The 18,533-nt window shown below is 47.3% G+C and carries 22 protein-coding genes; 9 read left to right on the top strand and 13 right to left on the bottom strand.

Going from position 1 to position 18,533, the window contains the following annotated elements:
- Nucleotides 1-101 precede the first annotated feature (101 nt).
- Genes AAAA73_RS02825 through AAAA73_RS02810 form a run of 4 tightly spaced genes read right to left on the bottom strand, consistent with a single transcriptional unit; the run spans nt 102 to nt 2,983 of the window.
- Entirely contained in the window at nt 102-1,370 is a 1,269-nt protein-coding gene (locus AAAA73_RS02825; RefSeq protein ID WP_340596643.1) for an ABC transporter permease, read from the bottom strand.
- Nucleotides 1,367-2,116 (bottom strand): ABC transporter ATP-binding protein, encoded by a 750-nt coding sequence (locus AAAA73_RS02820; RefSeq protein WP_445292019.1) that lies wholly within the window; start codon nt 2,114-2,116, stop codon nt 1,367-1,369. The genes AAAA73_RS02825 and AAAA73_RS02820 overlap by 4 nt, the downstream gene beginning before the upstream one ends.
- The gene (locus AAAA73_RS02815) at nt 2,049-2,528 is read right to left on the bottom strand and encodes a ZrgA family zinc uptake protein (protein ID WP_340596641.1); all 480 of its coding nucleotides are present in this window, start codon (nt 2,526-2,528) and stop codon (nt 2,049-2,051) included. The genes AAAA73_RS02820 and AAAA73_RS02815 overlap by 68 nt, the downstream gene beginning before the upstream one ends.
- Before the next feature lie 8 nt (nt 2,529-2,536).
- Nucleotides 2,537-2,983: a DUF3299 domain-containing protein gene (locus AAAA73_RS02810; protein WP_340596640.1), complete on the bottom strand. Its 447-nt coding sequence runs from the start codon at nt 2,981-2,983 to the stop codon at nt 2,537-2,539.
- Between the two features lie 100 nt (nt 2,984-3,083).
- Here AAAA73_RS02810 and hisS point away from each other — a divergent pair, with 100 nt between their 5' ends.
- Nucleotides 3,084-4,334: a histidine--tRNA ligase gene (hisS, locus tag AAAA73_RS02805; protein WP_340596639.1), complete on the top strand. Its 1,251-nt coding sequence runs from the start codon at nt 3,084-3,086 to the stop codon at nt 4,332-4,334.
- A gap of 46 nt (nt 4,335-4,380) precedes the next feature.
- On the opposite strand, the gene AAAA73_RS02800 is transcribed toward hisS, so the two are convergent.
- From AAAA73_RS02800 to lgt, 3 genes are all read right to left on the bottom strand, one after another.
- Nucleotides 4,381-4,620, bottom strand: a complete 240-nt coding sequence (locus tag AAAA73_RS02800; RefSeq protein ID WP_340596638.1) for a hypothetical protein — start codon at nt 4,618-4,620, stop codon at nt 4,381-4,383.
- A complete protein-coding gene (locus AAAA73_RS02795; protein WP_340596637.1) occupies nt 4,617-4,910 on the bottom strand; it encodes a BrnT family toxin in 294 nt (97 codons plus the stop codon). Before AAAA73_RS02795 ends, AAAA73_RS02800 begins: the two co-directional genes overlap by 4 nt.
- A gap of 185 nt (nt 4,911-5,095) precedes the next feature.
- Nucleotides 5,096-6,154, bottom strand: coding sequence for a prolipoprotein diacylglyceryl transferase (gene lgt / locus AAAA73_RS02790; RefSeq protein ID WP_340596636.1), 1,059 nt, complete (start codon nt 6,152-6,154; stop codon nt 5,096-5,098).
- A gap of 109 nt (nt 6,155-6,263) precedes the next feature.
- On the opposite strand from lgt, the gene AAAA73_RS02785 reads away from it, so the two are divergent.
- Nucleotides 6,264-7,031 (top strand): hypothetical protein, encoded by a 768-nt coding sequence (locus tag AAAA73_RS02785; RefSeq protein WP_340596635.1) that lies wholly within the window; start codon nt 6,264-6,266, stop codon nt 7,029-7,031.
- Nucleotides 7,032-7,044: 13 nt separating this feature from the next.
- On the opposite strand, the gene AAAA73_RS02780 is transcribed toward AAAA73_RS02785, so the two are convergent.
- The 3 genes from AAAA73_RS02780 to AAAA73_RS02770 all read right to left on the bottom strand — a co-directional run bounded on the left by AAAA73_RS02780 (nt 7,045) and on the right by AAAA73_RS02770 (nt 9,538).
- Nucleotides 7,045-7,620 (bottom strand): hypothetical protein, encoded by a 576-nt coding sequence (locus AAAA73_RS02780; RefSeq protein ID WP_340596634.1) that lies wholly within the window; start codon nt 7,618-7,620, stop codon nt 7,045-7,047.
- A gap of 86 nt (nt 7,621-7,706) precedes the next feature.
- Entirely contained in the window at nt 7,707-8,900 is a 1,194-nt protein-coding gene (locus AAAA73_RS02775; RefSeq protein WP_340596633.1) for an RsmB/NOP family class I SAM-dependent RNA methyltransferase, read from the bottom strand.
- Complete coding sequence (locus AAAA73_RS02770) at nt 8,897-9,538, bottom strand: hypothetical protein (RefSeq protein WP_340596632.1); 642 nt, start codon at nt 9,536-9,538, stop codon at nt 8,897-8,899. The genes AAAA73_RS02775 and AAAA73_RS02770 overlap by 4 nt, the downstream gene beginning before the upstream one ends.
- A 170-nt stretch (nt 9,539-9,708) precedes the next feature.
- On the opposite strand from AAAA73_RS02770, the gene nrdR reads away from it, so the two are divergent.
- From nrdR to AAAA73_RS02745, 5 genes are read left to right on the top strand one after another with little or no spacing between them, the layout of a single operon-like run.
- Nucleotides 9,709-10,293, top strand: coding sequence for a transcriptional regulator NrdR (nrdR, locus tag AAAA73_RS02765; RefSeq protein WP_088616822.1), 585 nt, complete (start codon nt 9,709-9,711; stop codon nt 10,291-10,293).
- A complete protein-coding gene (gene nusB / locus AAAA73_RS02760) occupies nt 10,232-10,639 on the top strand; it encodes a transcription antitermination factor NusB (protein WP_340596631.1) in 408 nt (135 codons plus the stop codon). The genes nrdR and nusB overlap by 62 nt, the downstream gene beginning before the upstream one ends.
- On the top strand, nt 10,639-11,091 hold the full coding sequence (locus AAAA73_RS02755) for a hypothetical protein (protein WP_340596630.1): 453 nt from the start codon (nt 10,639-10,641) through the stop codon (nt 11,089-11,091). Before nusB ends, AAAA73_RS02755 begins: the two co-directional genes overlap by 1 nt.
- A gap of 42 nt (nt 11,092-11,133) precedes the next feature.
- Nucleotides 11,134-11,691 (top strand): GTP cyclohydrolase, encoded by a 558-nt coding sequence (locus tag AAAA73_RS02750; protein ID WP_340596629.1) that lies wholly within the window; start codon nt 11,134-11,136, stop codon nt 11,689-11,691.
- Nucleotides 11,692-11,695: 4 nt separating this feature from the next.
- Nucleotides 11,696-12,541: a pyruvate, water dikinase regulatory protein gene (locus AAAA73_RS02745; RefSeq protein ID WP_340596628.1), complete on the top strand. Its 846-nt coding sequence runs from the start codon at nt 11,696-11,698 to the stop codon at nt 12,539-12,541.
- Between the two features lie 4 nt (nt 12,542-12,545).
- Here the strand turns inward: AAAA73_RS02745 and AAAA73_RS02740 are convergent, their stop codons facing one another.
- Nucleotides 12,546-14,054: a phospholipase D-like domain-containing protein gene (locus tag AAAA73_RS02740; RefSeq protein ID WP_340596627.1), complete on the bottom strand. Its 1,509-nt coding sequence runs from the start codon at nt 14,052-14,054 to the stop codon at nt 12,546-12,548.
- A 235-nt stretch (nt 14,055-14,289) separates the two neighbouring features.
- Between AAAA73_RS02740 and AAAA73_RS02735 the strand changes: the two genes are divergently transcribed.
- Nucleotides 14,290-14,802 carry a hypothetical protein gene (locus tag AAAA73_RS02735; RefSeq protein WP_340596626.1) on the top strand — a complete coding sequence of 171 codons (513 nt, stop codon included), beginning with the start codon at nt 14,290-14,292 and terminating at the stop codon, nt 14,800-14,802.
- A gap of 68 nt (nt 14,803-14,870) precedes the next feature.
- On the opposite strand, the gene AAAA73_RS02730 is transcribed toward AAAA73_RS02735, so the two are convergent.
- Together AAAA73_RS02730 and AAAA73_RS02725 are read right to left on the bottom strand one after the other, a co-directional pair.
- The gene (locus tag AAAA73_RS02730) at nt 14,871-16,676 is read right to left on the bottom strand and encodes a methyl-accepting chemotaxis protein (RefSeq protein ID WP_340596625.1); all 1,806 of its coding nucleotides are present in this window, start codon (nt 16,674-16,676) and stop codon (nt 14,871-14,873) included.
- Between the two features lie 115 nt (nt 16,677-16,791).
- Complete coding sequence (locus AAAA73_RS02725) at nt 16,792-17,691, bottom strand: LysR family transcriptional regulator (protein ID WP_340596624.1); 900 nt, start codon at nt 17,689-17,691, stop codon at nt 16,792-16,794.
- Between the two features lie 78 nt (nt 17,692-17,769).
- Between AAAA73_RS02725 and AAAA73_RS02720 the strand changes: the two genes are divergently transcribed.
- Nucleotides 17,770-18,489 (top strand): LPXTG cell wall anchor domain-containing protein, encoded by a 720-nt coding sequence (locus AAAA73_RS02720; RefSeq protein ID WP_340596623.1) that lies wholly within the window; start codon nt 17,770-17,772, stop codon nt 18,487-18,489.
- Nucleotides 18,490-18,533: the final 44 nt, after the last annotated feature.

Below are 18,533 nucleotides of genomic sequence, written 5' to 3'. Positions count from 1 at the left end.
TTTATATCCTCCGATATCTTGGATATCAGAAAACTAACAAAGTCCCAGCCTTAGATGAATCACTTCCCCGTTAAGATTATGTCAGGGAAGTGTCAGGGAATTTAGACGCGAACGCTCAGTCCGTCTTTTAAAGCCTGCTTTTGAGCACGAAGAGCGGGAATCAACCCAATCAACACACCGACAAAGATCGCCACAAATATATAGACAAATTCCTTCGACGTAATCGCCGAACCTTCCAGGTACAAACCAAAACTGTTTTGCAACCACGGTTTCAAAGAATACGTCAGTAGCAAAGAAAGAATCACACCGGTTATAACACCGACCACTGTCAAAACTGCCGATTCAAACACCAACAAGCCAACGATCTGGCCCGGTGTTGCCCCCACTGCGCGCAGAATCGCCATTTCACGACGACGCTCGTTCAGTGTGGTGGTCAAGGCAATCAGCATTCCCATGAAACCCACAGCCAACACCATCCAGGAGATAATGCGCAGAACATTTTCCACATAAGAAAGGCTATGCCATAGCTCACTCAAGGTCGCCCCAGGAATGATCGCCAGCAATGGCTCCTTCGTGTATTCATTGATTTCACGTTGCAGCTTCAGTGTTTCGATACGTGATTTTGTGCCAATAAAGAAAGACGTGATGTTATCGATCTTGATATTTTCTTTTTTGATTTGCGAAGTCGGTGTTTCCTTGCCGGCAACAGGCATAGCACCATCTTGCCAGTCCATGTGCAGGGCTTCCATTCCTTCGAGGCTGATATACACTGCACGATCCAACGGTGTCCCCGTCGGAGCCATGATGCCCGTAATTTTAAAAGGTCGGTGATCGTGATGGACAATGCCCTCACCCTTGGTCACTCCGTGCGCAATAACGATGCTGTCACCCAGTTGGTAGCCCAACTGATGTGCGACTTCGGAACCAACTACGACATCCCACAATCCCTGCACTTCTGTTCCAGATTGCAAGGACACCTTTTGGTCACCGCGGAAATGATAATGTTTGAAAAAATCAGAAGTGGTACCAACCACGCGGAACCCGCGATGACTGTCGCCCAATGAATAAGGAATTGTCCAGGCCACCGCCGGATGTTTTTGCAAATCCTGATAAGCCTCAAAGGACACATTTTGTGTCGGCGTCCCTATATTGAACACAGTGTAAAGAATCAACTGCAATGGACCACTGCGCGCACCGACGATCAAATCTGTTTTGGAAATCGTTTGCGTGAAGCCTTCTTCAGCGGCCCGTTGTGCACGCTCCACCGACAAAAACAATGCAACGCTGAGTGCGATTGAAAGCACTGTCAACGTCGTCGCAAAAGCGCGATTTTTTAAAGATTTAATAGCCAGGTTCAAGAAGATCATCATGTTGTCCTGTTAATTGATTCCAGCGACACGGAACGGGTAAATAGGTTTTCAATGCCACGATCATGGGAAACAAAGACCACGGTCGTGCCATAAAGTTCTGACAAATCAAAAAGCAGCTTCAAAAATTTCTCGCGGTGGTCAGCATCCAATGCTGACGTTGGCTCATCGGCCAATAACAAATCAGGCTTCCCCAACAAGGCCCGCGCGACAGCCACACGCTGCTGCTGTCCGACACTCAACTCAGTCACTTTTTTATCCAGCAAATCACCGATTCCCAAGTTTCCGCACAAAGCACGGATCACCATATCGGTGTCCACACTGCCCAAGCGGGCTTTGCGTACGGGACTTAGATGCAAAGGCAACTCGATGTTTTCAATGACAGACAAATAAGGAATCAAATTGAAACTCTGAAAGACATAACCCATGTGTTCAGCGCGAAATGCATCTCGCTGTGCAGAACTCATTTGAGCCAGGTCACGACCCAGGATTTTCACACTTCCCTTGGATAAAGGCAGAACCCCTGCCAAGCATTCCAAAAGCGTTGTTTTCCCGGTGCCACTAGGTCCATACAAAAACAGCTCCTCGCCTTTTCGTACGGAAAACTCTGGAATCACCAATGTCGGCTTATTATCCCCGGCATAGGAGTATTCCAGATTCTGAATTTCAATCAATGATTCACTAGAGCTCAACCTTTTCTCCGCTTTTCTTAACTTCCTGGGACTTCTGGGTATCGCCGGAGATGACATTGACCTTCACAGCCTTCACTCGTTTGAACACATCCTGAACTCCCAAAGTCACAGACGTTCCTGCCGGCGCCACTTCACAAGTGACATTGTAAATGGCATTTACGTCCGCATGCTTTTCCTTTTGCACGACTTCGTTATAGTCCATTTTTACTTCACACTTGTTGTCGGCTGCAAACTGAAACAAGTCATTCACTTTATCATTAAACTTCTTCAGCCCCGCTTCTTTATTGGCTTTATCTTTGACTGACTTGGCTTCGTACTCAAAGCCATAGATGCTGGATGCCGGCGCATGGAGCTGGATTCTTCCATTCTTGCCATCGAACGCAACGTCTACTGTGGCCACACCATGTGCATGTGCCATCGATTCAACTGCGGCCAAAGAAAATACAGAAATAAAAAGTGCCTTGAACATGTTACCTCCTATTTGTAAGGCTCAATCGCCTCACCTGTTATTTCGAAGGATGCGTCACCATACATTGACTGCTTGGTTACGAGTTTCAAAGTGCCATACACCCAAATTGGGCCCTGCATTGCCGGCACACCCTTTTTCATTTTGACATAAACCATCTGATTCGGCGGTGGAGCTGGAACGTGAATGCACGCCTGCGGACTGGGCACCAAAAGAAACTCCACAACCTGACGTTGTTCGTCCTCAAGGGGCACCATAAAGCCTGGAAGTTTCACGGGTTGATTATCCAGGGCTTTAAGCTCTGGTGGCGCATTTCCGGTGATATAATCCAGCTCGCCCAATTGGCGCCAATTTACAGTTTCGCCAGAAATACTCGGTCCACCACCCAGTATTTGATAACCTGCGACAGCGACGATGACGGCTAAGATAAGGATTCCCGGGATAAGCCATTTCTTCATTACTTAATTAAAGCCCTCGAACCCCTTAATTGCAATAGCTTTGCGTGACTGAAAATGGGCTGATATAACAAAAAACCGCGATACTATGAGGGCCTAAAATATGAGCGAAAAAATCCAAAGAGTGCGGGGCACGCGCGATCTGCTTCCTGAAGACAGCAATGTCTTCCGTTTTGTCGAAGAATCAGCCTATCAAAAAGCAAAACTTTACGGTTTTGGCGAAATAGAAACGCCTATTTTCGAATTTTCTGAAGTCTTTCATCGCACTTTGGGCGAAACCTCGGACGTTGTCAGTAAAGAGACTTATGACTTTACAGATCGCGGTGGAGAGAGCCTTACCCTGCGTCCCGAAGGAACTGCCGGCGTGGCGAGGGCTTTTATTTCAGAAGGCATGAGCCAAAATCTTCCCCTGAAGTTTTATTATTCTGGCCCCATGTTTCGTTATGAGAGACCGCAAAAAGGCCGTTACCGCCAATTCTTCCAATTGGGCGCAGAGTGTCTAGGTTATGACACTCCTCACGCAGATGTGGAGTGCATTGCCATGGCTTGGGACTTATTGCAGCAAATCGGAATTTCCGCGGATTGCACCCTTGAGATCAATACCTTGGGTGACGCAGAAAGCCGCGCTGCTTATCGCGACGCCTTGGTGGCTTACTTCAAATCCAACGAATCACAACTGTCAACTGACTCCAAAAATCGTCTGGAGAAGAATCCTCTGCGCATTTTGGATTCCAAGGACGAAGGCGACAAGAAGCTTAATGCTGATGCTCCAAAACTAGAACAATACCTCAATGAAAGTTCGCGATCTTTCTTCAAAAAGGTTTTGGCAGGAATCGAAAAATTGGGAATTCCATTCAAAGTGAACAATCACCTTGTGCGCGGCTTGGACTACTACTGTCACACTGTTTTTGAATTCACGACTTCGAAACTAGGCGCGCAAGGAACCGTACTCGCTGGAGGCCGTTATGATGGCCTGATCGAAATGATGGGTGGCCCCAAAACTCCAGGAGTTGGCTGGGCCGCAGGTATTGATCGTTTGGCCGATCTAACTCCTAAGGAATTGGCAATTGCCAAAGAAGTCCTGGTTGCAGTGATTGGCGCCGACGATGCTGGTGAAGATGAAAGCGTAAAGCTTGCCCACGAAATCCGTTCCCGTGGAATCAAGGTCGAAAACTTTTTGTCAGGTAAAATGGGCAAGAAAATGCAAAAGGCCAATAACAAGGGAGCGCATTACGCTTTGATTTTGGGAGGAAACGAGGTTTCCAGCGGCACGGTCACTGTGAAAAACTTTGTAACCGGCGAGCAACAAACAATCTCAAGATCAGACATCGCCACTTTCGATTTCAAAATATAACTGAAAGCTTCAAACAGGAATCCCCTGAGGGGTTCCTGTAAAACCATCAAATTTTTTTAAACAATGCCTGCTCAAGCTTACGCAATCTGTCTTCAATGCTTTCCTGCTGATTGATCACTTTCAACAAGTACCAATTTAAAAAAGTCTGATATCCCATGCCTTGCTTTTCACCCTCGGACTCAAGCCAAAGTAGTACCTCAGGATCCAACCGGAAAGTCTTCAAGACTTTCAGATCTTTACTTTTTTTAACCCGCTTTGCCTTAGTAAAATCGTATTCTTTCTTCATATCTTTCTCACCATATATTGCTCAACTTCAACAGCAGTGGCTTTTCGAGCTGAAATCACTCTTACTTTAAATCCCAAAAATCTTTCCGTATAAACTACGACAATCACTCTGATGTCGACAGAAAGGCCAATACGAACCCAACGCTCTTCATGGGTGGAATGATCCAAATCAGCCACTTCAATGGCCGACTCGTCTTTCCATATCGTCACTGCTTCAGAAAATCGAACGCCATGTTTCCGATAGTTGGACGCAGCCTTGGCATCGTCCCACTCAAATTCTACATAATCCATAATACCACATTGTTGTTACATTGTAAATATATACAATTCCCAATGGTATCTGTGCAAAAACAGGGGAAATTTAAACTTTGATTTAAGAATCCAGTGCTAAAAAACCAGCCGAAATTCGGGCAAAAAAAAGGGCGAGTTCGAAAACTCGCCCTGGAAATTCATTTCAATTATTGATTCGTCTGGAACTATTTTCTGTTCAAACGAATCGAATGACCGCGGCCCCAACCCGGGATCTTCAACGAACCCGAACGACTCCATACGAACATCAACAAGAAGCCCACAGCCAGCATCACAACGCTCAGCCATTGACCACGAGTCAGACCCAACCATTGGAAGCCGATTTGTGCATCTGGCATACGGAAGTGTTCATCAGCAATTCTTACCAATGCATAAAGCACGATGAATGTGGAAGCGATAAAGCCTGGTTTGCGCGGTTTTCTCCACAAGAAGAAAAGCACGATAAACAGGAACAAACCCTCGCCCACTGCCGCAAACAACTGTGACGGATAGCGCGGAGTCAAAAATGGTTCAATCGCAGCTTTCGCCGCCGCATTGCCATCCTGAATGGACAACACAACATTGTGGAGAGTGCCATAAACCTGTTCACGAGCGGCTTGGTCCATATGGAATTTACCCAAAAGCTCCAACCAAGTTTCACGACTGACGCCAATTTTATCCACCACTGTGGTCAGGTCATTAAGGCGAGAGAAATCCTGGGAAGGCCACATCTCGATGTCTTGAGGAAACTTCACCGCCAACGGGTATGAAGGATCACAAGGACGCCCCACCAATTCACCATTGATGAAATTTGCGATACGACCAAAGAAGACCCCCAATGGACCCACAACGGCGACCAGGTCAAACAGGTACGTCGCATTCACAGAATACTTGCGTGCGTACAACAAGCAGGCAATCACGATACCGATGATACCGCCGTGACTCGCCATGCCGCCCTCATTCACTGCCAACACTCCCCAGAAAGGGAAGGAAGACTTGAATTTCCACAGAAGGTCAGGACCGTAGAAGAACACGTACCCAAGACGACCTCCCACCAATGTACCAATCGCGGTATATGTGATGAAATCGCCTACCATTTGGGCATTCAGCCCCGAGCGCTGACGTTGTGCCAACCATTTGATTAACAAATAGGCACAAATGAAACCCATCATGTAAGACAGGCCATACCAACGCACACCAAAGTCACCAGAAATTCTTAAAGCAAAGGGATCTAAATCGTGAACCACTGTTCATCCTTCTTTGAGACGGTTTTTTACGTCTCATATTGTTGTCTCATCCTGTGTCTCAACAGGGAAAATTTTAGACTACGCCCTAATAAAGCGAGAAAATGTATGCATGTCCAGATTTTCATTTTTACTTCTGTTATGCATTATATCCTTTGGCCTTCATTCCCAGGCCCAAACGGCTTCCAAATGGAGCAGCGGCTTCGATTGGACCAAACGCGCCGCCGACCGCGAAAAGGGCCGTTGGTCCCTTTCCGACTGGCTCGCCATTAAAGAGAAAAACAAGATGATGGATCAGTGGCTGTCCATGAACAGCCCCTCTCCCTACGAGTTCATGCTGGGCGGAAGTTATATGTCCTACGACAAACACGCCCAAGATGGCAGCCTTGCTGACTCCAGCCACACGACTTTTTCCGGGGAGCTTGCGGCCTATGCGCAGTTCGTGGGTCTTGGAGGCGAATACATTAACAATGCCGCCGAAGATTATTCAGATCTTTCCGGCATGTTCAATCTGCGAATTCTGGGTAACTCTTTGCAAAACACCGGGCTCACTCTTAGCTACGGAATGCGCACGCGGGATATCAAGGGAGCGGCAGCCACAAAGCTATCACAACAATTTGGACAGGCAGCTTTGCAACTGTACCTGACAAAGTATTTCGGAATGGATTTGAAGTATCGCTACTTCATGCCGGCCACGAATGACCAAATGGGTGACGTGAAAGAGGCTTACACAGAGGCGGGAGTATTCATAGACTTCAAAGCCTTGCGGATCTTCGGCGCCTGGTATCAGGAAAGCCAGAAGCTCACGGCACCTGCTTCGACGATCGAGTCCATCACCGATCGCACAGGAATCAGATCCGGAATTAAAATTTTCTTCTAAGGAAAATTCAGAACTACCACTCTTTGGAAATCGTCAGCGACGGAAACAACCACGACTTGGTATTCGACTCTGAGGTCTCGGTACCATCGACGGTTTTCTTTGTATAACTGGCGCTGTAGTAATTAATGGACACACCAATATGCAATCCATTTTTTATTTCAGGCATCAAGCCAAAAGCCACCCAAAAACTTGTCCCTGTCCAGGATTCTGAATCATCGGAGACAACATTCTTAAAGGTCGCACGCGACAGAATGTTGTAAGCGGCTGTCACTGAGTAGATCTGCCTTTTATCGAGGTAATACTTAATCACCGGACCGGTGTCTGCAGTGACGTAGGAACTGTTTTGATCACTCCCGGAGGCGTCAGATTTTCCAGTCATGGAAATCCCCAGGTAACTCCACCCCGCATACAGTTTCTTTTTCACTGTGAGGTAGCCAGCCACGTTGTAGAAGTATTTGCTGGAGTTTTCTTTTACATCTGTGGAGCCAAGATTCTCAGTTAAATAGGTACCAGAAAATTCTGCGATGATGTTAGCACTCGCCAACATTGGTAAAAGAATTGTCAAAATAAGTACCGCAAACGTTTTCATATGAGACTCTTCGGTATTCCGAAGTACTTACTGAACTTCCTCGAGGTCCAGTGACAGAGGAAGTCCAGTTCATTATCCCAAAGTAATTACTTGCGAATCAGAAGAGCGCCATAGAAGCCGTCAAAGCCTTCACGGTCTGGACGAAGGTGCATCTCTTTTTCCAATGTCCACTCGTTACCGTGTTCACTCATGAAGCGAGCGATTTGCTTTTCGTTTTCTGATGGGAACAAACTGCAAGTGGCGTAAACCATCTTGCCGCCTTTTTTGGTCATTTTAGAATACGACGTTAATAGCTCGTACTGCAGGGTTTGCAGACGTGCGATTTCGTCTTCCGTCAATTTCCATTTGGAATCAGGATTGCGGCGAAGCACGCCCATTCCTGAACAAGGCACATCCAACAACACGCGGTCTGCTTCTTCATGCAGACGTTTGATCACTTTGCTGGAATCAATCACTCGAGTTTCAATGATGTCGACGCTGTTACGGCGCGCACGCACTTTCAACTCTTGCAATTTCCACTCGTGGATATCCATAGAGATAATGCGGCCCTTGTTTTTCATAAGCGAAGCGATGTGCAAGGATTTGCCACCGGCACCTGCGCAGGCATCCACCACACGCTGACCGGGTTGCACGTCAAGCATCGGCACAACCATTTGTGAAGCCGCGTCCTGCACCTCGAACATTCCCTTGCGGAAAGCTTCGGTGATAAAGACATTGCGACGTTCTTTTAATTTCAAAGCATAAGGCAATTCCGGGGACACTTTCAAAGCTTCGATGTCGGCTTTTTTAAGTTCCTCGATCACTTGGTCGGGAGTGAATTTCAAGGCATTTACGCGCATGAAAACTTCCGCGGGCTTATTCAGCGCTTTAACCACTTTTTCCCAAACATCGCCCAATTCCTGACGACCGCGAGCATCCATCCAATCTGGAATGGATTGTGCGACCGGGAATCTGTCCTGGGCTTCTTTTTCGCGGGCTTTGATGAAATCGTAATTCAGTCCTTCGAACTCTTCCCAATCTGGTGGAAGATCGAAACCCATACGCAACCACTGGATACCCACGATGCGCCACATGTCGCCGCTTTGGCCCATGAACTCCAGCAAGCGGTACCAACGCACGACTTCATAAACAGTTTCGGCGAAAAATTTGCGATCACGGGAACCCCACTTGGAGTGGCCCTTAAGATTGTACTGAATTACTTTGTCGGCATATTTGTTCTGGTCGAAGATTTCTTCCAAACCGTTAACAACTGCCTCTGCGAGATGTCTGTGAATTTTCAAAACGTAAATACCAAGCCAGCGGCTAAAAAGGTTCCATTAAGCTGCCCTGAAGTGAGCAAAAACAGGGAATTTCTTAACCCAGCCTCAATGAAGAATCCAGTACTTTCAAACACATTGAAAAAGCGTGCACCGGCAATCAGTTGATAGTCCAATGTGAGCATTGATTTAGAGTTGGTTTGCTTCATGAAAATACCCAAACCCGCACCCGCTCCGAAATAAAGAGGAAAACGTGAGCTGGCATCCGGGAACATGATCACAGGCAAGAATGAAATTTTGCTGGGATTTTCGCCACCGACCTCATAGTCGTTGTATTCCATGCGCAACGCCAGATCCATGGAGTTGTACCACTCCCCGACACGGTAGGTGACACCGAAGCTGTTCTTACCGACGTTGTCTTCCTGACCGTTTTTTCCCCAGTCATAAGATTGCGATGCCATATAGCGCCCATAGTGAAGAGCCAGATAATGATCAGAAGGGCCGTTGTTGCTCTGACTTCCGCCCCCCACATAAGTGGTGTCGTCCTGACTGTCTTTTTGAAAATATTTCGCCGCTGCGTCTCGGCCTACGACAGGTTGTTGTGCTGAAGCATAGGACGCTCCCAAAAACAGGGGCAAAATAAGCATTAAAACGTTCTTCATTGTCACCTCACGTGGTCCACGTACTTACCCAATATCATAGCCAAATTTTGGACTGTGACGGAACTCATTGCAGTATAAATTGATGCAACAGGTCATTCATCCCGAGCCATTGACTCCCAGAGGGTCCCTCCCTAATCTCCGGCTAACCTTTTGGGACGGGACCAAAGACTATGAAATGCCCATTTTGTGGCCATGCCGATGACAGAGTTTTAGATACGCGAGTGCAGAAAGATGGCAGCATCCGTCGCCGTCGCGAATGCCTTGAGTGCAAAGCTCGTTTTTCGACAGTTGAAACCATCATGATCGCCCTCCCATACATCATTAAAAAAGACGGTCGCCGCGAGCCATTCAGCAAAGAAAAAATCCTGAAGGGTTTGTCAGCTGCGACCCAAAAACGTCCTGTCAGTGTCGCGCAAATTGATGCCGTGGTAGAGCGAATTGCTGCTTGGATTGTCAATCGTGGCGAATCCGAAGTGAGCTCTCGCCTGCTGGGCAAAAAAGTGATGGCGGAACTGAAACAGCTTGATGACGTGGCTTATGTTCGTTTCGCGAGTGTTTATCGTACCTTTAAAGACGTCCAGGAATTTGTTGAGACTCTTGAGGACGCTGAACTGCTTGATTTTGTCGATGCAAGTAATCCACAATTAAGCCTTACAGCGATGAATTTTGTCGAAAGCGAGAAAAAGCCAAATCATGAAACTGACAGCAAGACGCCAAGCCCGGGAGCTCGCACTCCAAATCCTGTTCCAAACTGAATTCACGCCGCAAATTAGCATGCGCACGTTCATGGATGTATTCGAAGAGTCTTATGACTCCGAGACGACTTCCTATGCCGAGCTTTTGATCAAAGGCGTTCAGGATAACAAAGCCGCTGTGGATTCCAAAATCCAGGCGTCCAGTGCCCACTGGAAAGTGGAGCGCATGGCGACCATCGATCGCAATATTTTGCGTATCGCGGTTTGGGAGATGAAATTCGCTGCTGACCCGATCAAAGAAAACATCGCTATCAATGAAGCAGTTGAAATCGCCAAAAAATACGGCACATCTGATTCCGCAAGTTTCGTAAATGGACTTCTAGATCAAGTGAGCAAGGTACACTAATGGCTTTGAATGTGCTTTCCCAGGCTGGTGCTCTAAACCCCGGATCTGATCTGTGGGTGGTTCCGCAACTTGGGAAATCACAATGGACTGGCAAGCTGGATTGGTATTTGAATTTCCAGCTGTGCAAATCCTCACGCCACAACTCGGCCAACGTTCCGGTCTTTCTGAACGAAGTGATCAAAGAAACTGAGATGCAGAAATTCTATCGTCCGGTCGCGAACTCCGCGCCGATGATGATCGCCACCGAGTCCCTGCTGCCAAACAGATGGGTTGTTGTCGTTCCTTGGGATGACAACCTGGGATCCTGGTGCGAATCAATCTCCCAAGTATGGAGTGGCCTGCAACAGCCCACTCTGCGTGTGTTTTTGCCACCTGGACAAAGTACCGGGAACTTTCAGCAAGCCTGGAGCAAACTTCAATCCTTCCAGGATTTAACTGTCGTACTTGATTAATCCAAGCATCTTACTTCACAATGAAGTGAAGAGGATTGCATCATGGAACGTCTATCACAAGCTTTGGTCTCTAAAATCTCCACTTTTCAAAAACGCCTTCAATCATTTTTAGAAAATGATTTCGATCCGCAATCTGAAGAGCGCGAACGCATTCAAACTGAATTCGAATCTTCCCGTGACGAAGCACTGGTGCGCGGTCTTTCCCAAGGCTTGCCAGAGGATCACATTGATCGCTCGATCGTGGTGTTCTCTCGCCTGGCGATGTTGTTTCAAGCCGGCATCCTTTTGGAAAATCACGATGGCAACTGGAAAGCACAGGCTTTTTTTAACAAAGGCGTTTCTGAACTTTTCAAAAACAACTCCAAATCCTCGATCTCTTTGCCCAACGCCAGCTTGATGACGTGGCTTAAAACAGATGCCGCTGCGATTTTGCGTAAGACAAATTTGCAACATCTGGACCCTGAAAACAAAACGACGTGCCTGTTGATCAAAGTGACTCCTGACTTTTCATTTATTTTGTTCTCTGAGCTGCCGGACATCTGGTTGCAAAACCACACCGACAATGTTCGTCGCTCCTTGATCAACGGATTTGCGGACTAAGCCCATGAGTCCTGAAGCCAAAACCTACACCATCTATATTCTCTCAGACAGTACCGGTGAAACAGCAGCCACGATGATTCGTGCTGCTTTGGTTCAGTACTCCACCAAAGACATCAACATTATCCGCAGTAAAAATGTGCGCACTGAAGCACAAGCCGAGGCAGTGATCGAAGAATGTTTCGAACGCCGCGGAATGCTGGCTTACACCGTTGCCAGCCCCAGCCTGCGCAACAAGATCCGCGAACACGCTTCCGGCAAGGGTATTCCACATTTCGACTTGCTCGGACCTTTGCTGAGCACACTGGATACTTTTTTTGGTGAGCACTCTGAATCCCATGTGGGCGCCCTGCGTGCGGTTGATGAACGTTATTTCAAGCGCATTGAAGCAATTGAGTACACCGTTAAACACGACGACGGAAAAACTTTTGCTGAGCTTGATAAAGCTGACATCGTTCTTGTGGGTATTTCCAGAACCAGCAAAACTCCCCTGTCGATTTTCCTAAGTCACAAAGGCTGGAAGGTCGCCAACGTTCCGTTGGTCTTGGACGCCCCTCTTCCGGAAGAACTATTCAAAGTCGATCAGCGCCGAGTGGTGGGATTGATCATTGATATGGATTCCCTGCAAAGAATCCGCAAAAGCCGTTTGGAAAAATTCGGTCAGGACACCGGCGGCCAATACGCTTCCATGTCCCACATCGCCAAAGAAATTGAATTCGCGGAAAAGATCTTCAAGCAAAACCGCCGCTGGCCCGTGTTCAACGTGACTGAGCGTGCCTTGGAAGAAACTGCGAGTGAAATCGTGCGTATTATCGCTGCCCGCCTGGGGCTTCCGGATAGCGTGATTTTTTAGTTTTTTACAGCAAGAAATCCAAAACATTCGCCAAAGGCAGCGTCATCCAAAACAGAACCTTCTTGGATAGCGGTACGTTTTCGTGCATCGGACGTCCGTCTTCACGCAATCCATAACGATTGAGTTTCGCGGCGCCATCGATGTGCTGCTGGATATTTTCCTGCAGGGCTTTTGCGAGCTTCGGATTATCACGACAGATCAAAGCCATTTCGGCATTGATGTTGGTGGAGCGCGGATCCATGTTAAAGGTGCCTACCATGATCGTCTTTTCATCGATCACCGCACGCTTGGAGTGAGTCCCCCAACGCGAACCGCGCACTTCTGGAAGTACCGGATACACAGAAGGATTAATCCTTCCTTTGTGCATCCAAACATTCACTCCCAATTCAGTCCAACGGCGAATGCGGGTATCAAACACCGCCTGGGTATAAAAAGCATCCGTGGAATAAAGACTGTTCGACACCACATTGATTTGAACTTTACGACGAATCAAATCATCAAGAATAGTCGAAATTTCTTTCTTAACGACAAAGTACGGTGACTCGATAAAGACATTCTTTGTCGCCAGACTCGCTTCCAAAGCCAGCTGCTTGCGCAGCACGCGGGTTTTCTCGCCCATACCTGGGAAGTCAGCAGCAAAAAGAGTGTCATTGCAAATCGCCGTGGTTTCCTTTGCCAAAAGCTGCGCACCCAATGTATCAACATGACGTCGCACTTTGTAATCTTCAGGAGTCAGCACGGTGAAAGCCTTGGCTTTTGCCGTGCCTTCTTTATATCTGGAAACTTCACCCTTAAAACGACTTAAGCTAATACGTGCGTCCTTGTCCTGCAAGGCCCACGGGTCATTTTGATAATCATCACTTAAATTCGGAAAGTCAGAGGGCCGAGGTGCAGTGACCACCGGGGCATTTTCAGTCAGCTCCGCATTCCAGAATTCCTCGAAGCTTTTCAACATGTCCTGAACGATGGAACCCTTAACCACGATGTCGGTATCCAAAAAGTTGTACTCGCGGCTTAGATCAAAATATTCATCGGCGATATTGCGACCACCGGTGATTCCTTCGATACCATCCACGATCAATGTTTTGCGATGGCTGCGAAACTGAACGGTTACCACCCGCACTAAAACGGCCGGGTTGTAGTAGTGAACTTCAATCCCCGCCTCTTTCAAAACAGACGCGTAGTATTTGTTCAATTCAAAGATCGGAAGTGAAGTATCCACAATCACCCGGATTTTTACACCTTGGCGCGCTTTACGAATCAAAGCATCCGTGATCAAACGACCGGCTGTATCGATGCTGTAAATGAAGTATTCCATTTCAATCGAACGCTTTGCGCCTTCGATCATATCCAGGCGTTTTTTTAGTGAGGCAATGCCACTATCAAGAATGGTGATTTGCTGAGGTTCGGTACGGCGACGATAGACGCCTTCAGAGTCCTTCATGTTGCGCGCGGAAAAAGCAGTGCTTACGAAGGTCATCATTGCTGCTATTAAATAAAACTTTAACTTCATCACGACCTCCGTTCTGTAAATGAGGGATATTTGCAGGACTTATCTTTTGCAAATTCATGGCCACTTCAGTGCGGATTCACAGCTTCTGAGCTGGAGGAAACGGCAGTCTTGGGTAGTTTTTTCAAGGGTGTACAATGACTTAACACCTCACCTTCAGAATACATAAAGAAAAGAAAAAGCCTTCATGCGATGCTGGGACCGTTTTGTTCAACCAACCCAATGACAGGAGGTCATTATGTTTTCCAAAGTACTGGCAGCCGTGCTGCTGACATCAAGCTTCGCCATGGCTTATCCAACGGTCGGAGACAAAGTAATGTGGAAAGGCGCCGAGGAAAAACTGGACGGTTCAAAAACCGACATGTCCGTCACCAAAGAAGTCACAAAATTTGATTTAACATCCCACAAATGGACCGTCAAAGTGGACACCACGAAAGGTGATGAAACCACCACCGAAGAAATCATGAAGTCCTGTCTATGGTCGCCGGATGCCTGGCAGCACACCATGACGAATTGTGCGATGATGGGAGGCACAATGGAGGAAGTCGCGGTTACAACCGGCACCTATCAAGCCTGCCGCACAACGGTGACTGCTGATGACGGACGTATCATTAAAACATGGATGGGCGACGTTCCATTTGGTGTGATCAAGCACGAAGTGACAGATGTTACTGCGGGAACAAAAACCACCTTGGCTTTGGAATCCATTACAGAAGGCACTCCAGCCCCAGAACCTGAACCAACCAACTAAACAAATAAAAAGAGCGAGGAGACCACCCCTCGCTCTAAATTTTTCTTTTTCGATTCTCTATTTTCGCATTAAGCCGCGCGCTTATCTTCACCATGAACAAAGACATTCATATCCACCGTGGCGGACTTCATATCGTTCGCCTGATGGCTAATATCCGTGGAAGTCCCGGCAATCTCCTCTGAAGAAGCCGCATTGGACTGCACCGAAGCATCCAGTTGATTCATGGCCTTTGAAATCTGTTGAATCCCCGTCGCCTGCTCTTCGCTCGCAGTCGAGATCTCAAGATTCAAATCAGAAACCTTTTTAACTGAAATAACGATGCCTTTTAAAACCTCACCAGAACGATGAGCTTGCTGAGCGCCGTTTTCAACTTTGGTCACGCTGGTTTTAATCAGTGTGTTGATATCTTTTGCTGCAACTGCAGACCTTGCTGCCAATGCACGAACGGCTTCTGCAACGACCGCAAAACCTTTCCCCTGCTCTCCGGCTCTTGCCGCCTCGACGGCAGCATTCAGCGCCAGCAGATTGGTTTGGAATGCAATATCATCGATAACGTTGATGATCTCTTCGATCTCTTTGCTGGATTTCGCGATTTCAGTCATTGATTGGATCAACGCCTCCATCTCGACCTCACCCTTATGCGCTGACTCCGAAGACTGCGACGACAACGTCGCCGCCTGTTTTGCATTTTCGGAATTCATGCGCACCATGGAGCTCATTTCCTCCAAGGCCGCGACAGTCTCTTCCAAAGAAGCTGCCGACTCACTTGCCGATTGGGACAGACTTTGACCTGCCAACGAAAGCTGTTCAATGGCTGTACTTACATTGTCGCCGGATGCCGACAGGCGATCTGTGATACGACTGACGGATTTGGAAATGTAGATTGCAATAAATTGAACTGCTACAAGAAGAATCAAAGTCCCGGCAATTGCGATGATAATTTGAGTCATCACCATGGAACGGGCATCAGCCATGACATCTTTAAGTGGAGTTCTGACCACCAAGGACCAGGAGGTCTCGGTCAAACCCATTGGCACCGGCGTGACCACGTACAAGAAATCTTCCTTCAGCTCAGGATCCATCCCACTCACAACCAGGCCTTCACCTTTGGTGAAAGCCGCTTTGAATTTTTCATCATCTACTGCAAACTTCGCATTCTGAGTGATCATTTTGGAATCCGGATGCGCAGCAAAGTGCCCTTTGTCCGTCACCAAGAATGCAACTGATGATTCAAATGGTTTGATGTGAGAAGCTTCTTCCTGCAATGACTTCAATGGCAGGTCGACTCCCGCCGCACCCACAAATTTACCATCCACAAAAATCGGCGCCACCGCTGAAGTCATCAATACCTGCTGACCATCCACCGGATAAAGATAAGGATCCACCATGGTTTCCTTACCACGGGCTTTGGGCACAAGATAATAGTCCCCTGCTCCCTGTTTTTCATAATCCAATAACGGCGTCAGAACTGCTTTGCCTTCGGCGTAACTTAGGTATGGAATAAAGCGACCCGTGCTATCATAACCAGGTGTATTGGCAAACTTGGCATCCTGTCCATCCCAGGCATTCGGTTCCCATGCAGTCCAAACACCAATCAAACTTTTATTGCTTTCAAGAATGCTTTTAAAGGTGTGTTCAACAGGGGTTCTCTCGACATGTTGATTCATTCGATTGGATTTTAGGTGCTGCGCCAGAATCCGCGCTGTCCCCAAACCCGCTTCCGCCTGAAGGCGCATTTCATTGGCATAGGCCTTGGCAATCGCCGTAGTTTCATCCACAGCCTGCTTTTCAGCTGTCTTCAAGCTGTTTCGTGCAACAAGGAAGTTCATCGCCGCGAATACGAGAATGGCGATGAAGATGATTGGCACTGACATCTTAATTTGTATGGACGGTTTAACTTTCACAAAGCACCTTTTCCGAAAAAGTTACTAAACTTGCGTCAATGTACTTTTCGGAAAAATGTGACAGTTTTTATAGACGAACCAAGGGCTAGGCTTTTTCCTGCCCTGCCAAAGTCGAATAGAAGATCTCGACCAAAGGCTTGTTGGTGGAGTTCTTTTTATAATAGAACGTCAGATCCATTTCGTACGAAAGATCCTTAACGTAAACGCGATTCAAGCGCCCGGAGCGAACCTGTTTTTTCACGGAATGAGCTGGCAGAAAACCCCAACCCAGTCCCGCTTCGATCACACGTTTCAATGTTCCCACATTCGCTGATTCGAAAATGGCATGAGCCTGGGAGGCGTCCATCTTTTCCTTAAGGATGCGATTAAAGCGCGGGAACTCCTGAGTGAAGTCCACCACCGGAAACGCATTCAAATCCTTGGATGTGATCTGCTGAGGCATTTTCTCGTCTTTACTGGACCCTACCAGCCACATCTCTTCCTTTACCAGGAACTTTTGTTCGCAGCCTTCCATGTCTTCTGAAAACTCCAACTTGGTTTCCGGCAGAATGATCACATCATATAAGGACTTTTTAAAATTCTTGATCAGGTCCTCGCCGGATTCATAGTCGATTTTAAGAGACAAATCCGGATTGTGGCGCATAAGCCTGCCCACAATCGGACTCATTAAATGCAGACCAATCGAGTTCAGCGTCCCAATTCGCAATTGTCCTTTCATTTGATTTCCGATGGACTTAATGGCGATTTCCGCCTGCTGGGTCAAATGAATGATCTTTTTGGCATAATCAAACAAGACTTCACCCTGAGGTGTTGCCTTGATCTGGCGAACGCCTCGAACCAAAAGCTCCACACCTAGATCTTCCTCCAGATTGCGGATCTGCTGACTGACTGCAGGTTGAGTCAAATAAAGCTTATCGGCAGCGGCAGTCATGCTGCCCTCGCTGATGACAGTCACAAAGGTTGTCAGCTGGTATAGGTTCTTCACGAGAATTTCTCCTTTGCGATTTGATCCGGGCGGTTTTTGTTATTATACTTACAATCGTCTGCATCTGGAGGAATCAACATGATGTTACGTTTGTTAGCGCCGCTCGCAATTATTCTACTCAGTTTTAGCGCCAATGCAAAAGTCTTCCGCAACGCCTACATTTCTTTTGAGCTTCCAGAAACCTGGAAATGCAATCTTGAACAAACCGAATGGGTTTGCCGAAGCGAACAGAACAAAGAATCCAAAGAAGCTATCATTATTCTGACTGCTAAAGAGGTGGGACCGACAGATACCTACCCGCTTTACCAGACACATTTGGACTCACCAATTTCAATCGTCACTAAAGGCGGCGGTTCTCTGACTTCCAAAGTGGTTTATAAAAGCAAAAAAGAAACCATAAACGATCAAATCTGGGTCGACGCCTTGCACATGAACTCGGAAGTACCGAACTACTTCACTCGTTACGTTGCAACGATCAAAGACAAGATTGCCATTCTGGTTACTTTCTCTGCTCACAAACAATACTACACAAAGTACAGCTCTGACTTTTTCAAAGCTGTCATGAGTTTGCGCGTGATCGCCTCTAAAAATCTTTTGGCTAAACCTGAATTGGGTCCGTTGCGTCCTGGTGGTGGCACATTTGGCGAAGGCATCCAAGGAGCCATGCCTGAGGATATGTACCAAGACGGTCCTAAAACCGGCAAATCCAACAAGGGGCTGTTGTTATTCGGTGCCCTTTTGCTAGCTGCTTTGGGCGCCTTTATTTTCCTGCGTGCGAAAAAGAACAAGCGCAAATAAGAGAAATCGTTATTTTCCTTAAGGGGTGTGATTTTCACACCCCT

This window comes from Bdellovibrio sp. GT3 (assembly GCF_037996765.1).
In the GTDB taxonomy this organism is placed as follows: Bacteria; Bdellovibrionota; Bdellovibrionia; order Bdellovibrionales; family Bdellovibrionaceae; genus Bdellovibrio.
This window is presented reverse-complemented; position numbering and strand designations above follow the sequence as displayed.

Coding starts and splice junctions, on each gene's coding strand:
- AAAA73_RS02825 (WP_340596643.1), bottom strand. CDS start 1,370: ATGATGATCTTCTTGAACCTGGCTATTAAATCTTTAAAAAATCGCGCT.
- AAAA73_RS02820 (WP_445292019.1), bottom strand. CDS start 2,116: ATGTCATCTCCGGCGATACCCAGAAGTCCCAGGAAGTTAAGAAAAGCG.
- AAAA73_RS02815 (WP_340596641.1), bottom strand. CDS start 2,528: ATGTTCAAGGCACTTTTTATTTCTGTATTTTCTTTGGCCGCAGTTGAA.
- AAAA73_RS02810 (WP_340596640.1), bottom strand. CDS start 2,983: ATGAAGAAATGGCTTATCCCGGGAATCCTTATCTTAGCCGTCATCGTC.
- hisS (WP_340596639.1), top strand. CDS start 3,084: ATGAGCGAAAAAATCCAAAGAGTGCGGGGCACGCGCGATCTGCTTCCT.
- AAAA73_RS02800 (WP_340596638.1), bottom strand. CDS start 4,620: ATGAAGAAAGAATACGATTTTACTAAGGCAAAGCGGGTTAAAAAAAGT.
- AAAA73_RS02795 (WP_340596637.1), bottom strand. CDS start 4,910: ATGGATTATGTAGAATTTGAGTGGGACGATGCCAAGGCTGCGTCCAAC.
- AAAA73_RS02785 (WP_340596635.1), top strand. CDS start 6,264: ATGTCCAGATTTTCATTTTTACTTCTGTTATGCATTATATCCTTTGGC.
- AAAA73_RS02780 (WP_340596634.1), bottom strand. CDS start 7,620: ATGAAAACGTTTGCGGTACTTATTTTGACAATTCTTTTACCAATGTTG.
- AAAA73_RS02770 (WP_340596632.1), bottom strand. CDS start 9,538: ATGAAGAACGTTTTAATGCTTATTTTGCCCCTGTTTTTGGGAGCGTCC.
- nrdR (WP_088616822.1), top strand. CDS start 9,709: ATGAAATGCCCATTTTGTGGCCATGCCGATGACAGAGTTTTAGATACG.
- nusB (WP_340596631.1), top strand. CDS start 10,232: ATGAAACTGACAGCAAGACGCCAAGCCCGGGAGCTCGCACTCCAAATC.
- AAAA73_RS02755 (WP_340596630.1), top strand. CDS start 10,639: ATGGCTTTGAATGTGCTTTCCCAGGCTGGTGCTCTAAACCCCGGATCT.
- AAAA73_RS02750 (WP_340596629.1), top strand. CDS start 11,134: ATGGAACGTCTATCACAAGCTTTGGTCTCTAAAATCTCCACTTTTCAA.
- AAAA73_RS02745 (WP_340596628.1), top strand. CDS start 11,696: ATGAGTCCTGAAGCCAAAACCTACACCATCTATATTCTCTCAGACAGT.
- AAAA73_RS02740 (WP_340596627.1), bottom strand. CDS start 14,054: ATGAAGTTAAAGTTTTATTTAATAGCAGCAATGATGACCTTCGTAAGC.
- AAAA73_RS02735 (WP_340596626.1), top strand. CDS start 14,290: ATGTTTTCCAAAGTACTGGCAGCCGTGCTGCTGACATCAAGCTTCGCC.
- AAAA73_RS02730 (WP_340596625.1), bottom strand. CDS start 16,676: ATGTCAGTGCCAATCATCTTCATCGCCATTCTCGTATTCGCGGCGATG.
- AAAA73_RS02720 (WP_340596623.1), top strand. CDS start 17,770: ATGATGTTACGTTTGTTAGCGCCGCTCGCAATTATTCTACTCAGTTTT.